The 14969-nt window shown below is 50.0% G+C and carries 10 protein-coding genes; 2 read left to right on the top strand and 8 right to left on the bottom strand.

Annotated features, from left to right (window positions below; all coding sequences use genetic code 11):
• Positions 1–61 precede the first annotated feature (61 nt).
• A complete protein-coding gene (locus FHS77_RS11190; protein WP_343061003.1) occupies positions 62–1978 on the top strand; it encodes an LTA synthase family protein in 1917 nt (638 codons plus the stop codon).
• Between the two features lie 47 nt (positions 1979–2025).
• Here the strand turns inward: FHS77_RS11190 and glpD are convergent, their stop codons facing one another.
• The 6 genes from glpD to cysD form a co-directional block, all read right to left on the bottom strand.
• The gene (gene glpD / locus FHS77_RS11185) at positions 2026–3525 is read right to left on the bottom strand and encodes a glycerol-3-phosphate dehydrogenase (protein WP_184223349.1); all 1500 of its coding nucleotides are present in this window, start codon (positions 3523–3525) and stop codon (positions 2026–2028) included.
• An 81-nt stretch (positions 3526–3606) separates the two neighbouring features.
• Entirely contained in the window at positions 3607–4386 is a 780-nt protein-coding gene (locus FHS77_RS11180) for a DeoR/GlpR family DNA-binding transcription regulator (RefSeq protein ID WP_184223347.1), read from the bottom strand.
• Positions 4387–4465: 79 nt separating this feature from the next.
• A complete protein-coding gene (locus tag FHS77_RS11175) occupies positions 4466–5134 on the bottom strand; it encodes an adenosylcobinamide amidohydrolase (RefSeq protein WP_246431300.1) in 669 nt (222 codons plus the stop codon).
• Positions 5127–5969, bottom strand: coding sequence for a 3'(2'),5'-bisphosphate nucleotidase CysQ (cysQ, locus tag FHS77_RS11170; protein ID WP_184223345.1), 843 nt, complete (start codon positions 5967–5969; stop codon positions 5127–5129). The genes FHS77_RS11175 and cysQ overlap by 8 nt, the downstream gene beginning before the upstream one ends.
• 3 nt (positions 5970–5972) lie before the next feature.
• Positions 5973–7919 carry a sulfate adenylyltransferase subunit CysN gene (gene cysN, locus FHS77_RS11165; RefSeq protein WP_184223343.1) on the bottom strand — a complete coding sequence of 649 codons (1947 nt, stop codon included), beginning with the start codon at positions 7917–7919 and terminating at the stop codon, positions 5973–5975.
• Positions 7919–8839, bottom strand: coding sequence for a sulfate adenylyltransferase subunit CysD (gene cysD / locus FHS77_RS11160; RefSeq protein WP_184223341.1), 921 nt, complete (start codon positions 8837–8839; stop codon positions 7919–7921). Before cysD ends, cysN begins: the two co-directional genes overlap by 1 nt.
• A gap of 258 nt (positions 8840–9097) precedes the next feature.
• On the opposite strand from cysD, the gene FHS77_RS11155 reads away from it, so the two are divergent.
• A complete protein-coding gene (locus tag FHS77_RS11155) occupies positions 9098–10027 on the top strand; it encodes an NAD-dependent epimerase/dehydratase family protein (protein ID WP_184223339.1) in 930 nt (309 codons plus the stop codon).
• Positions 10028–10185: 158 nt separating this feature from the next.
• Here the strand turns inward: FHS77_RS11155 and FHS77_RS11150 are convergent, their stop codons facing one another.
• The gene (locus FHS77_RS11150; protein WP_184223337.1) at positions 10186–10893 is read right to left on the bottom strand and encodes an autoinducer binding domain-containing protein; all 708 of its coding nucleotides are present in this window, start codon (positions 10891–10893) and stop codon (positions 10186–10188) included.
• A 261-nt stretch (positions 10894–11154) separates the two neighbouring features.
• Positions 11155–14940, bottom strand: coding sequence for a methionine synthase (gene metH, locus FHS77_RS11145; RefSeq protein ID WP_184223335.1), 3786 nt, complete (start codon positions 14938–14940; stop codon positions 11155–11157).
• Positions 14941–14969: the final 29 nt, after the last annotated feature.

Genomic DNA, 14969 nt, shown 5'->3' with positions numbered 1-14969 from the left:
CCAACTTGACATTTCCATGACAGAAATGTGACAGGTGAAGCTTCTCAATAAGGGATCGTCTGTGAGCCAGTTTTTTGACAATGTGAAGACGGATCATTCGTCAGCGCAAAGTGGTCTGACCTATCCGTCACAATCATCAGCAACCGTTAAACACATCGCGCGTGTTGCGCTGTGCTCGCTGATCATTTCCACACTGTTGGTTTTCTGCATTGAATGGTTGGCACGCGGTTCCTTTAGCCAAACAGTGGCTTTTTTCACCAACTGGCAGCAGCCGTCATGGACAACAGTTTTCCTGCTTGCCTTCACCATCACAGCCGGTGACGCATTATTAGGCCGCACCTTTTTCAGTGCCGTTTTCATCGGTATTGCCGGCCTGATCAGCGGTGCTGTAGCCTATCAGAAAAGCCTTTATTTAGGTGATCCGCTTTATCCGAGCGATTTTCTCTATGCCCGCCAGATTGTTGATCTGCTGCCGCTTTTGGTGCGTGACCGCCCGTTAAGCGCTCTTTTGATTGCTGCCTGCATTGTGGTGCTGGCGATCGCTTTCATCATGGCGGTATTTTATGGCCGCACGAAGTTCAAAGCCTTAAACATCAATGCCCGTATCTGGCGGCTTATCATTGCACTGCCGGCACTGTGCTGGTTCGGCTATATTTCAGATTTTGCCACCTATTCATGGTCGCGCGACAAGCTGAAAATCGCCCCGATGATGTGGGATCAAACCGCCAATTATCAGCATAACGGCTTTGCCATTGCTTTCATTTTGAACATTCCGATGGCGAAAGTCTTTGCGCCGGAAAGCTATTCAGCCGGTGCAATCAACAATATTGAAGTCAACCGCATCAGCGGTGCGGCGCTCAACAACCGTCAGCAGCCTGATATTATTGTGGTGATGAGCGAATCCTTCTGGGATCCGACCCGTTTGCCGGGGGTGAATTTCAACACCGATCCGATCCCGACCGTGCGCAAGTTCCAGTCCGGCCATGTGTTTTCGCCGGAATTTGGCGGCATGACCGCCAATGTGGAATTTGAAGCACTGACCGGTTTTTCCAAGGCTTTCCTGCCAACCGGCAGTATTCCTTATCAGCAATATATCCGCGGCCCTGTGCCATCGCTCGCCTCTTTCTTTAAAGAACAAGGCTATGCGACCCGTGCTGTGCATCCGTTCCGTGCGTTTTTCTGGAACCGCGGTAATGTCTATCAGCATTTAGGCTTTGATGCCTTCATGTCAGAAGAAACCATGCCTGAACTGGAGAAAAGCGGCACGCTTGCCTCTGATGATGCCATGGTCAGCCAGATGATTGAAGAGGCTGAAAACATCGAGCAGCCATTCTTCTTCTTTGCAGTGTCGTTGCAAGGTCACGGCCCTTATGCCGCCAGCCGCTATCCCGACAGCAAGCTGGAAGTGACCGGACACGCTCCCGAACATGCGCGTGAAGCGATCAAAGCTTTTGCCCAAGGTGCAAGTGAAGCCGATGCCAGCCTGTTGCGCCTGATGAAATGGGCAAAAAGCCGTGAGCGCGAAACCATTTTGGTGTTTTTCGGTGATCATTTGCCACCCCTCGGCCCCGCTTATGTCGATACCGGCTTTATGACTGCGCGCGTTGCAAGCCGCACAGCACCTGCTGCTGACATGGCGCGTGAACACGAAACACCATTGGTTTTATGGTCAAGCAAGAGCGGTATTCAGCGCGAAACCGGCACAATCAGCCCTGCTTTCCTGCCGCTGCATATTCTCAATATGGCAGGTGTCAGCCATCCGTTCTACACGGATTTTCTCGGCGCTCTGCATGATCAATATGCGGTGATTGATAATCATGTGCTTTTCGCCACGGACGGAGCCACGCAGGAAAACTGGCAGCGCGAGGCTGAATGGCCAAAGCTGGTGCGCGATTATCAGCTTATCCAATATGACCAGATGTTTGGGCAGGATTATGCGGGTGAGCGCTTCTTCCGTAAAGCAGTGCCGCAATCCTGATCTCCATAGAGCAATCAAAAAAGCCCCGTCTGAGCGGGGCTTTTTTATTATTTAACCAGATAGTTTTTCAGGTTTTCCACTTCATCGGCGCTCATCCGCAAACCAAGTTTGGTGCGCCGCCAGACAATATCTTCAGCTGTCTGCGCCCATTCATGGCTCATCAGATATTGAACTTCCCGCTCGTAAAGATCAGCACCGAAATGCTCGCCTACATCACTGATCGTCTTGGCCTGACCTAACAAGTCATGCGCTTTCAAACCATAAAGACGGAACAATCTCGCAGCATGTGAAGCACTTAAAAAACTATAAGCTTTTTGCAGTTTCGCCAGTTCGGCATCATAATCGGCAATGGCAAATTCACCGCCGGTGAGTGCGGCTTTATCCGTCCAGCTTGCGCCTTTTTTACCAATGAGCGCTTCAATCTTTTCCAGCATATGTTCGGCTAACCGGCGCGATGTGGTCAGCTTGCCACCAAAGACATTGACGAGTGGCGCTAAACCGCCGCTGACATCTTCTTTCAGCACATAGTCACGCGTTGCTTCCTGCGCCTGTGAAGCGCCATCATCATAAAGCGGGCGCACGCCGGAATAAGCCCAGACAATATCTGACACTTCGACCTTCTCGCGAAAATATTCGCTCGCCGCTTCACAAAGATAGTCTGTTTCACTTTGTGTGATTGCCACTTTGGCCGGATCACCATGATAATCCTGATCCGTGGTGCCGATCAGCGTAAAGTCCTGCTCGTAAGGAATAGCAAAGATGATGCGACCATCATTATTCTGGAAGAAATAAGCGCGGCTATCGTCAAATTTTTTGCGAATAACGATATGGCTGCCCTGCACGAGGCGCACATTATGAGCGTGTTTTTCACCCTCAACGCCTTCCAGCACTTTGTCCGCCCAAGGGCCTGCCGCATTGACCAGCAAGCGAGTGCGGATTTGTCGGGTTGCACCGGAGTGGACATCCTGCAACGTGATGAGCCAGCCGGTTTTATCACGTGAGGCTTTCACCACTTTGGTGCGGGTATAAATTTCAGCCCCGCGATCTGCCGCATCACGCGCATTAAGCACGACAAAACGCGCATCATCCACCCAGCAATCAGAATATTCGAAAGCCTTGGTGAAAAGCGGTTTCAAAGGTTTTGCAGCCGCATCACGTTTCATATCAAGCGTACGGGTGGCGGCCAGTTTCTTGCGCCCGCCCAGATGATCATAAAGAAAAAGCCCCAAGCGCAGCAGCCATGCAGGGCGCGCGCCGCCTTTATGAAAGGGTAAAATAAAACGCATCGGCGCAATAATATGCGGCGCATTGGCCCATAAAATCTCACGCTCCATCAGTGCTTCGCGCACAAGGCGAAACTCATAATATTCCAGATAGCGCAAACCACCATGAATGAGCTTGGTTGCCCGCGATGAGGTGCCGCTTGCCAGATCATTCATCTCTGCCAGCGCCACAGAATAGCCGCGCCCGATCGCATCACGCGCAATCGAACAGCCATTAATACCACCACCGATAACAAAAATATCGAATGCAGGAATTCCAGCCATCACATGGCTCCATTTGCCTTCAAAAAACTACAAATGAATATAAATCAGTTTCATGTGAAAGCAATATGAAAATAAGTGAAACTAAACGATGATTTTTTCACTTTCGGTTTCAATCAGCTTCACATCATGCGCCGCACAGAGCTCACGCAGTTTCGGTTCGCTGCAAAAATCGGTAATAAAAGTGCCGATTTGCGACAAATGTCCGATACGAACCGGTGCGGTACGTTCCATTTTTGACGAATCCGCCACCAGAATAACATGGCGCGCATTGGCCATAATGGCCTGCGCCACTTTCACTTCGCGATAATCGAAATCCAGCAACGCCCCGTCCTGATCAATGGCAGACGCGCCAATAATCGCAAAATCCACCTTAAACTGGCGGATAAAATCAACGGCAGCTTCACCGACAATACCACCATCGGAGCCACGCACCACGCCACCGGCAATCACCACTTCAATAGAAGGGAAAATGCGTAAACTATTTGCAACATTGATATTATTGGTGATGACCATCAGGCGGCTGTGCTCGCTCAATGCCTGACTGACTGCCTCAGTGGTGGTGCCGATATTGATGAATAGCGAAGCACCATCAGGGATAATCGAAGCAGCAGCATTGCCAATAGCCCCCTTCTCACGCGCACAAAGCTGGCGGCGGGCTTCATATTCCATATTTTCAATGCCGGAGGGATAAAGTGCGCCGCCATGAATGCGTCGCAAAAGCCGCGCTTTGCACAGATCGTTCAAATCTTTGCGCACGGTTTGCGGGGTCACATCAAATTCCAGCGCCAGATCATCCACCATGACCTGACCATGTAATTTGGCGCGTTCCAGAATAGCACTATGGCGTGGTGTTAATTGCATGCTGCTTTTCCATTTTTACAGAATGGCACAATAGTGAAGAAAAGTGAAAAATGAAATGCGCATAGAGGCGCAGTTCACTTTACTGGCCCAGATGGTTTTTCTTCCAGATAGTAAGCGCCTCATGCATGGCACTTAACACCGCTGCCCCTGCGGCTTCAGCAATAGCCGTGTGAAGACCGGCATAAATGCGCGGTGCTTCATCACCGCTCAACGGGCTGGCAATTGCCACACAATCCGTGCCGGTGCCGGTTGCAGCTTGTTGGTGCGCACCAATCTTAATATCGGCTTCCAGCACAGCTAATGTCCGCGCTTGCACCACCACTGACATCAGCTCGATCATCGCTCCTTGCGACAAATGGCTGGTGGTTTTAACCAGAATGTTGATAGTGCCAAAACGGCTTTGCGGCCCATGACGCACGCCAACCCGCTCGGCATTAGAAAGGCCTGACGTGACAAGGCACGAGACTTTTTCACCCTCAATGCTCTTTTCCGCATAGTGGTGAAAATCTATATTGCGCGATGTGAGAAAGGCTACAGCCTGCGTATTGTGGCTGCGTTGTAACTCCTTCAACAACCATTGATGCGCATCGAGTTCCGGCGTTAAATCGCTATTGCGCACCTCACGCCAGACGACCTTGTCCGCTTCGACAAAGCCCGGCGCATTAAGCGTCCAGCTCATCACCTGATGCACCGAGCCCAGCTCCACTGACAACCATGGCCGTGCGCAGGTAAATTTCATATCAGCCATGCGGCTGGGCTTTATCAATGCTGGCACAACCGCGCGCGATGAAAAAGCCATTGGCAAAATCGCAATCCTGTGCCTGCCCGCGCTTGCCATAAAGCATCGGCGTACCATCTAATGTAGCGCTCAAACCACCGGCAGCGCGCAAAACCGCATCGCCTGCCGCCGTGTCCCACTCCATCGTCCGGCTGAAACGCGGATATAAATCCGCCTGCCCCTCAGCCAGCAAACAAAACTTCAAAGACGATCCGACCGAAACACATGTTTCAATCGAATAATTCTCCAAACAGGCATCAGTTTCCGGCGTATTATGCGAGCGGCTGGCAACCGCAATCAGACGTGCCGGCGCTTGGCGCACATGGATTGATGCCCGCGAAAGCTCTTGGCCTTCATCATCAATGAGCACTTTGACCGCACCCGATGAACCACCCAGATATAATCGGCCACCCACAGGCGCATAAACAACACCTAAACGCGGTACTCCATTTTCAATCAGCGCAATATTGACGGTAAAGTCGCCATTGCGATTGATAAATTCTTTGGTGCCATCGAGCGGATCCACCAGAAAAAACCGCGCACCCAGTTCTTGCGGAGAAAGACCTGCTGCCATTTCTTCTTCGGCGATAATCGGAATATCCGGTGCAAAAGCGCGCAGCCTTTGCAAGATCAGCCTTTCGGCAGCCTGATCAGCTTCCGTTACCGGTGACTGGTCGGCCTTTTCTAAAACAGCACAACCTGCAGCATAAATGCGCATAATTTCACGCCCTGCCTCAAGAGCGGCAAGCTCCAGCTCTTGCAACAACAAGGCTTCATCGAAAGCAGCAGATGTTATTTCATTCATTGTTTAAATTGACCAAGAATCAGTACCATAACTGCCGATTATACCGCGCTTCGTCAGATAATGTTCAATTTCGCCCAATAATTCTTCCACATTGCGCCCATTGGTTTGCAGATGCAAATCCGGCGCGTGCGGGCGCTGATAAGCGGCATCAATACCGGTAAAATCCTGTATTTCACCAGCATGCGCCTTGGCATAAAGTCCTTTGGGGTCACGCTCAATGCAGGTTTCAAGCGGTGTATCGACAAAGACTTCAATAAAGTCCTCATCGGCAAAACGCGCCCGCAAACGATCACGATCTGCTTGTAATGGTGTGATAAGTGCCGCCAAAACAATCAGCCCTGCATCCAGCATTAAGTGCGATACATCACCGATACGACGGATGTTTTCGCTGCGGTCTGCTACGCTAAAGCCTAAATCACGGTTCAAACCATGGCGCAGATTATCGCCATCAAGCAGATAGGTATGCTTGCCCAAACTATGAAGCCGTTTTTCCAACAGCCCCGCTAAGGTCGATTTTCCCGAACCGGAAAGACCGGTAAACCACAAGACAACAGGTTTTTGGAACTTCTGTTCGGCACGGGCTTTGGCATCCAGCACTAAACTTTGCCAATGAATATTGCTGGCTTTATGACCGTTTTCGCGGATCATCCCCGCAGCCACTGTCTTATTGCTCACGCGATCAATCAGCACAAATGCACCGGTTGAACGCTGATTTTGATAAAGGTCAAAAACCAATGGCAAATTAAGCTGCAACTGGCAAAGCCCGATTTCATTCAAGGCCAGTTCGTGCGTATCAGTCGGGGTAAAGGTTTCAATATCAATGCGATGCTGAAGCTTTGTAATGGTCGCACTCACCTGATCGGTTTCGGTGCGCAACCAATAGCTTTGACCCGCACGCAACGGCGCATCGTCAAAATTGATCATCTGTGCCACCACTTGATCACTAACAATCGGCCTGTCGCCCACACCGCTCAGCATGGATCCGCGCGACAAATCCAATTCATCTTCCAGAAGAAGTGTGACCGCCTGCCCCTCGAAAGCCTCCTGCAAATCGCCTTGCGGGCTGATGATACGGCGCAATTTTGTTTGCTTGCCGGTTTTAGCAACCACGACCGTGTCGCCTATCCGCACATGGCCAGAACTAAGCGTACCGGCAAAACCGCGAAAATTGGGATCGGGGCGGCTGACATATTGCACCGGAAAACGAAAGACTTGCTCGTCAGGCGCTTTTTCCAAAGGTACTGTTTCTAAGTGCTCGAGTAATGTCGGCCCCTGATACCAGGGTGTATTGGCTGAATGCACACTGACATTGTCGCCAAAGCGGGCAGAAATCGGAATGGTTTCGATGCTGGCAAAGCCGAAATCTTTGGTCATCTCACGATAGGAAACCGCAATTTCCTCAAAAATATCACGCGAAAAATCCACCAGATCAATTTTATTCACCGCCAAAATGATATTTCGCACACCCAACAGACTGGCGATAAAACTATGGCGGCGTGTCTGTGTAATCAAACCTTGGCGCGCATCAACCAGCACAATCGCCAGATCGGCGGTTGAAGCACCTGTTGCCATATTGCGGGTATACTCAGCATGTCCGGGCGTATCAGCGACAATAAATTTGCGTCTTTTGGTCGAGAAAAACCGATAGGCCACATCAATGGTAATGCCCTGCTCACGCTCTGCTTCCAGCCCGTCCATGAGAAGCGCAAAATCAATCTCGTCGCCGGTTGTGCCAAACTTCCGGCTGTCATTTTTCAAATGCGCCAGCTGGTCTTCAAAAATGCCTTTCGCATCATAAAGCAAGCGGCCAATCAAGGTCGACTTGCCATCATCCACCGAACCACAGGCTAAAAACCGCAACAGGGTTTTGTTTTCCTGCTCCTGTAAATAATCGGCAATACGGGTTTCAACACTTTGTGCGCCAGCCTGAGGCACGTCCAACAAAACCATCAGAAATATCCCTCACGCTTTTTCTTTTCCATTGAACCACTTTCGTCGCGGTCAATCATCCGGCCTTCACGCTCAGAGGTTTTGGAGAGCAACATTTCTTCGATAATACCGGCGAGACTGTCAGCTTCTGACGGAATAGCCCCCGTCAGCGGATAGCAACCAAGGGTGCGAAACCGCACTTCGCGCGTGAGAATTTCTTCCCCCTCGCGCAGCACCAGCCGGTCATCATCGGCCATAATCAGCATGCCGTCACGCTCAACAACCGGCCGCGGTTTTGCGAAATAAAGCGGCACCAGCGGAATATTTTCCCGCATAATATATTGCCAGATATCCAGCTCCGTCCAATTGGAAAGCGGAAACACCCGGATCGATTCACCTGTTGAAATACGGGTATTATAAATCTTCCACATTTCAGGGCGCTGATGCTTCGGATCCCAGCCATGCTGGCTGTTACGAAAAGAAAATATCCGCTCTTTGGCACGCGATTTTTCTTCATCACGCCGCGCCCCGCCAAAGGCCGCATCAAAGCCGTGCTTGTCCAGCGCCTGCCGCAGTGCCACTGTTTTAAACATGTGGGTATGCACATTGGAACCATGCGAAAACGGGCCGATATTCTGCTCAACCGCATCCTGATTGATATGCACCAGCAGTTCAAAACCATCCTCACGCGCCCGCTGATCACGAAAGGCAATCATCTCTTTAAACTTCCATGTCGTATCGACATGCAACAGCGGAAACGGCAATTTGGCCGGATAAAAAGCCTTGCGTGCCAGATGCAATAAAACAGACGAATCCTTGCCCACTGAATAAAGCATCACCGGCTTGGAAAAGCTTGCCGCCACTTCGCGGAAAATATGTATGGCCTCTGCTTCAAGTTTGTCCAAATGAGTTAATGTTTTTACCGAAGCTGCCAGCTGCATATTATTCCCCGCGATTGATCTGATGGCAGACGCAAGGTTTACAAAGCCCGCACCGTCGATGCCTTGAGCATTATTATCGCGATAAGGCGTGCTGATTTAAAAGGATGGATGTGCGAAAATTCAAAAGCGCAGATAAATTCCTACTCGCTTTCAGCTCCCTTCCAGTAATATAATACCCGAACCACAGTGCGGAGTTTATAACATATTGATAATCCTACTAATTTAGTGGCATTTATATAATCAGGCAGGATTTAAGTTTTGAGTGATGTAAAACAAAAAACACCGCGCGTTCTTGTAACCGGTGCAACAGGTTTTATAGGTCGGGCGCTTGTGCCTTTTTTGCAAAGCCGGGGCTATCACGTCAAAGCAACATCGCGCTCACGACATGCCGATATGGCACAGTTGCCTGAACCGGATGCCGACATCAAAACCTTTGAAAAACTGGTTGAAGATTGCGTCCATGTCATTCATCTGGCGGCCATTGCCCATGTGATGCATGAACTGCCAGCTGAGACTTACGACAAGGCCAACCGCCTATTGACGGAAAAACTTGCACAGGCAGCAAAAAACAAAATAGCCGGTAAATTTGTCTTTATATCTTCGATTGGTGTTCAAACGGGATCGGTACGCGAAGGCATTTTAACGGAAAGCGATGATAACAAACCCGAGCGCGATTATGGCCGTGCCAAATTGCTGGCCGAGGACGCTATCCACGCAGTTTACGGACAGGATAAGCGCTTTACAATTCTGCGCCCCGTTTTGGTTTACGGCAAAGGTGCAGGCGGCAATCTCGCACGCTTGGTGAAACTTGCTAAACTGCCATTGCCGCTGCCCTTTGCCAATCAAACACAAAAGCGCAACCTTCTCGACAGAGAGGCGCTGTGTGATGCAATTGCCCATGTTTTAGCAACATCAGTCACGGACGGCGAAACCTATCTGGTTGCCGATCAGTCAGCCGTTACTATTGCCGATATTATCTCAAGCCTGCGTCAGGGCATGGGGCGCAAACCAATGCTTGTGCCTTTCCCGCATAAACTGCTTGAACTGGCGGCCAATCTGGCAGGCCAGCAAAAAGCCTTGCAGGCACTCACCGGCCCCTTGATGGTAAGCTCGCAGAAGCTTGCCCAAACCGGCTGGCACGCACCAAGAGATACCAAAGCCCGCTTGCAAAAAATGACAAAAGACTGAGCAAAATTATCAGATTGTAAAAGTGATTTTTAAATGCGGTCTTCGATGACACTTTGGTCAGAGACCTGAGGACGAAAATCTGTCCTTCGCATAAAATTTTGTGAGATGAGCAAGTCCAAAAATACCTACAGACCAAACCGCTATAGGCAATAGTTCAATTAAAGTAGTCCGAGTGTGCGAGCTTTCATCACTGCCTGCACTTTATTGACCGCCATCAGCTTGGTCAGAACATTGCTGATGTGGAAGTTGACCGTGCGGGTGGAAATACTCAGGATGGCGCCGATAATCTCCGCCGTTTTCCCTTCGCTCGTCCAGAGCATAATTTCCCGTTCACGCGCAGTCAGTGTCACATCCTGCATACCGGTGATCTTTTCCACCTCCAGCAATTGATACATCGACAGATGAATAAGACTGCCGATTACCTGCATTTTGGTAGAAAGCGTCTGCAATTCCTCATCACTGATGGCTTTTTCACGCCGGATAAAGCTCAGCATACCAAACACACCATGCGCCGACCAGCACGGCACCGAAATGCCGATATTAAGCCCTGATTGGCGTGCTTTTTGCCAAAGTGCTGTGGCATCTGCAAAAACTGCCTCCGACCAGACCACCGGCTGATTGCTTTTCATCCCCCTACGAATGACCGGATCATTTTCATGGGCATTGGCAGCGCGATATTCTGCTCCCCATTTTTCCGGGCAATTATCAAAAAGAAAAAACTTCGATTTCGAGTTCAATGCAGGAATACTGATACTATAGGTGCAATAATCAAAACCGCATTGAACAGCAAAATCCGCAATCACCTTAAACAGGCATGCAGCATCATCCACCGACCTGACGTCGTTGTAAATTCTTTCCCATAACATTTTTTAAACCCCGTGTTATTACAGGCTTCCACATTTATACGGGAGCCTTATGATTATATATTAAAACAAGCTTAAATACTTTAAACAAACATGCGTAATGCTATACACTTTGACAGTAACACAGATAGAATAAACAAGCTATCATTGGCATTTGTATAGTTTTTATATTATTTCAAAAAACAAAGATAATTATGCGTAAAAACAAAGAAGACCTGAGAATAATGACAAGTCTCAGGTCTTCTTTTTGATAAATCTTAAAGATTAAGCAGCTGATTCTTTCGTGTTCGCCGCCTGTCCGGGGATATAATTGAGAATAGGCCCGAGCCAGCGCTCCACTTCCTCAATGCTCTTGCCTTTACGTTGCGCATAATCTTCCACCTGATCCCGCTCAACCTTCGCCACCCCGAAATAATAACTATCCGGATGGCCGATATAGAGCCCTGACACAGAAGAGCCAGGCCACATGGCATAGCTTTCGGTCAGTTCCACGCCGGTTGCATTGGTGGCATCCAACAGACGGAAGAGCGTGGTTTTTTCAGTATGATCAGGCTGTGCCGGATAACCAGGTGCCGGACGGATACCCTGATAGCTTTCCGACACCAATTCTTCATTGGTAAAACTTTCATCCGGTGCGTAGCCCCAATATTCTTTACGCACCCGCTCATGCATCATTTCGGCAAAGGCTTCGGCAAAACGGTCAGCCAAAGCTTTGACCAAAATGGCCGAATAATCATCATTGGCGCGTTCAAAACGCTCCGAGATTGCCACCTCCTCAATACCGGCAGTCACCACAAAACCACCGACATAATCCGCCTTACCGGTATCTTTCGGTGCAACAAAATCGGACAATGCTACATTCGGGCGGTCGCCGCGCTTCGACAATTGCTGACGCAGCGTGAAGAATGTATCAGAATGTTCAGTGCGGCTTTCATCCGCGTAAAGTTCGATATCATCGCCAACCGCATTGGCTGGCCAGAAACCGATTACAGCACGCGGTACGAACCATTTTTCATCAATGATTTTTTTCAGCAAGGCTTGTGCATCACCATAAAGCTGGCGTGCTGCTTCGCCCTGTTTTTCATCTTCCAAAATCGCCGGAAAACGTCCCTTTAACTCCCATGTCTGGAAGAAAGGTGTCCAGTCGATATAGCCCGACAATGTTTCCAGATCGATATCATCAATCACCTTAGTGCCAAGGAAGCTAGGGCGTGGTGGCTGATAGTTGCTCCAATCAATTTTAAAGGGATTGGCGCGGGCACTTGCCAGCGGCAGGCGCTGCTTTTCTGCTTCATTACGGGCATGCGCTTCGGCCACTTTGGCATATTCATCTTTGATGCTTTGCACATAACCAGCCTTGGCATCAGGCGATAAAAGCTGCGACACGACACCCACCGCGCGGCTGGCATCCACCACATAAACAGTTTGGCCACGCTCATATTTCGGATGGATTTTCACAGCCGTATGCACGCGACTGGTGGTTGCACCACCAATCAGCAATGGCAGATCAAGCCCTTCACGCTCCATTTCGGCGGCCACATGCACCATTTCGTCCAATGACGGCGTAATCAGACCGGAAAGGCCGATAATGTCGACTTTTTCCTCACGCGCGACTTGCAGAATTTTAGCAGCCGGAACCATCACGCCGAGATCGATGATCTCATAATTGTTACAGGCCAGCACAACGCCGACGATATTTTTACCAATATCATGAACGTCGCCCTTAACGGTTGCCATCAGCACTTTTCCGGCACTTTGACGCTCACCGTCACCGCCGTTTAAGCGCTTTTCTTCTTCCATATAAGGCAAGAGCACTGCCACGGCCTGCTTCATCACACGGGCAGATTTCACCACCTGCGGCAGGAACATTTTACCGGAGCCAAAAAGATCACCCACCACATTCATACCGGCCATCAACGGGCCTTCAATCACATGCAGCGGACGCTCGGCCTTTTGGCGGGCTTCTTCCGTATCAGCTTCAATAAATTCAGTGATACCATTGACCAGCGCATGGGAAATACGTTCTTCAACGCTTAATTCGCGCCAGCTCAAATCCTTGGCTTTAGCTTCTTTACCGGCCGTGCCGCGATAACGTTCAGCCAAATCCAGCAAACGTTCCGTCGCATCAGAACGGCGGTTTAACACCACATCTTCGCAAGCCTCACGCAATTCCGGATCAATGGATTCATAAACCGCCAGCTGGCCGGCATTAACGATCCCCATATCCATGCCAACCTGAATGGCATGATAAAGGAAAACCGCATGCATGGCTTCACGCACCGGCTCATTACCGCGGAACGAAAAGGACAGATTGGAAATACCACCCGACACATGCACATGCGGCAGGGTTTCAATAATGATCTTGGTCGCACCAATAAAATCATTACCGTAATTATTATGCTCTTCAATACCGGTCGCCACCGCAAAGACGTTCGGGTCAAAGACGATATCTTCCGGCGGCAGACCAACTACCTCGGTCAGAATTTTATAAGCGCGGGTACAAATTTCAACCTTTCGCTCAAGTGTGTCAGCCTGACCGGTTTCGTCAAACGCCATCACCACCACAGCCGCACCATAAGCGCGCACCAGCTTGGCATGATGGATGAAGGCTTCTTCACCCTCTTTCAGCGAGATGGAGTTGACCAGCGGCTTGCCCTGCACGCATTTAAGGCCGGCCTCGATGACTTCCCATTTGGAGCTGTCGATCATCACCGGCACACGAGCAATATCAGGCTCGGATGCGACCAGATTCAAATATTCAACCATGACCTTCTGACTGTCGATCAGCCCTTCGTCCATGTTGATATCAATGACCTGCGCACCATTGCTGACCTGATCACGCGCCACATCCAAAGCGGTGGCATAATCACCTTCTTTGATGAGTTTGCGGAAGCGGGCAGAACCGGTGATATTAGTGCGTTCGCCCACATTGACGAACGGAATATCTTTGGTAAGCGTAAATGGCTCAAGGCCGGACAAACGCATCAAAGGTTCAAGTTTGGCTGGTTTACGGGGTGGGTATTTTTTCGCAACTTCTGCCAGAGCTGCGATATGTTCAGGCGTCGAGCCACAGCAGCCGCCCATAATATTGACGAGGCCTTCACGCGCAAAGCCTTCCATTTGCGCGGCCATCACTTCAGGCGTTTCATCATAACGGCCAAATTCGTTTGGCAGACCGGCATTCGGATAAGCACAGACAAATGTATCTGCTACGCTTGAAATTTCAGCCAGATGCGCGCGCATAGCATTAGCGCCCAGCGCACAGTTAAGCCCGATAGAAAACGGCTTGGCATGGCGCAATGAATACCAGAAAGCAGTTGGTGTCTGGCCGGAAAGCGTGCGCCCCGACAAGTCGGTAATAGTGCCGGAAATCATCAAAGGCAGACGGATCTGCTTTTCTTCAAACACCTGTTCGCAGGCAAAAATCGCAGCCTTAGCGTTCAGCGTATCAAAGATGGTTTCAATCAGAATAATATCTGCGCCCCCATCAATGAGGCCATGGATCTGCTCGGCATAAGCAATGCGCAGATCATCAAACGTAACGGCGCGGTAGCCCGGATTATTGACATCAGGCGAAAGCGAAGCGGTACGGTTTGTCGGCCCCAAGGCACCGGCAACAAAACGGCGGCGGCCGTCCTGTTGTTCGGCGCGGATAGCAGCACGACGTGCCAGACGCGCACCATCACGGTTTAGCTCATAAACCACATGCTCCATACCATAATCGGCCTGCGCAATGGAGGTGGATGAGAATGTGTTGGTTTCCAGAATATCCGCACCAGCCATGGCATAGGCATAATGGATATCTTCAATTGCCTTCGGCTGGGTCAGGGTCAAAAGATCGTTATTGCCCTGCAAATGGCATTCGCAACCTGAAAACCGCTCACCACGGAAATGCTCTTCATGAAAGCCAAGCCCCTGAATCTGTGTTCCCATCGCACCGTCAAGTATCATGATGCGTTCACTGGCAGCTTTTTTTAAGCTTGTGAAAATTTCAGAACCATCGGTACGTGGTGCAACAGCACCAAAAAGATCGTCAACAGAAGACGTCATAAGAATCACCAGACCTTATCAAGCGGGCA

The sequence above is a fragment of the Paenochrobactrum gallinarii genome (assembly GCF_014205685.1).
GTDB classification, from domain to species: domain Bacteria; phylum Pseudomonadota; class Alphaproteobacteria; order Rhizobiales; family Rhizobiaceae; genus Paenochrobactrum; species Paenochrobactrum gallinarii.
The sequence above is the reverse complement of the archived record's forward strand: the minus strand, read 5'-3'. Positions and strand labels throughout refer to the sequence as shown.

What these genes read in the sequence shown, in the direction of transcription:
- FHS77_RS11150 (WP_184223337.1), bottom strand. Translation starts at nt 10,893, where the DNA reads ATGTTATGGGAAAGAATTTACAACGACGTCAGGTCGGTGGATGATGCT.
- cysD (WP_184223341.1), bottom strand. Translation starts at nt 8,839, where the DNA reads ATGCAGCTGGCAGCTTCGGTAAAAACATTAACTCATTTGGACAAACTT.
- FHS77_RS11175 (WP_246431300.1), bottom strand. Translation starts at nt 5,134, where the DNA reads ATGGCTGATATGAAATTTACCTGCGCACGGCCATGGTTGTCAGTGGAG.
- FHS77_RS11180 (WP_184223347.1), bottom strand. Translation starts at nt 4,386, where the DNA reads ATGCAATTAACACCACGCCATAGTGCTATTCTGGAACGCGCCAAATTA.
- glpD (WP_184223349.1), bottom strand. Translation starts at nt 3,525, where the DNA reads ATGGCTGGAATTCCTGCATTCGATATTTTTGTTATCGGTGGTGGTATT.
- cysN (WP_184223343.1), bottom strand. Translation starts at nt 7,919, where the DNA reads ATGGTTTTGTTGGACGTGCCTCAGGCTGGCGCACAAAGTGTTGAAACC.
- metH (WP_184223335.1), bottom strand. Translation starts at nt 14,940, where the DNA reads ATGACGTCTTCTGTTGACGATCTTTTTGGTGCTGTTGCACCACGTACC.
- cysQ (WP_184223345.1), bottom strand. Translation starts at nt 5,969, where the DNA reads ATGAATGAAATAACATCTGCTGCTTTCGATGAAGCCTTGTTGTTGCAA.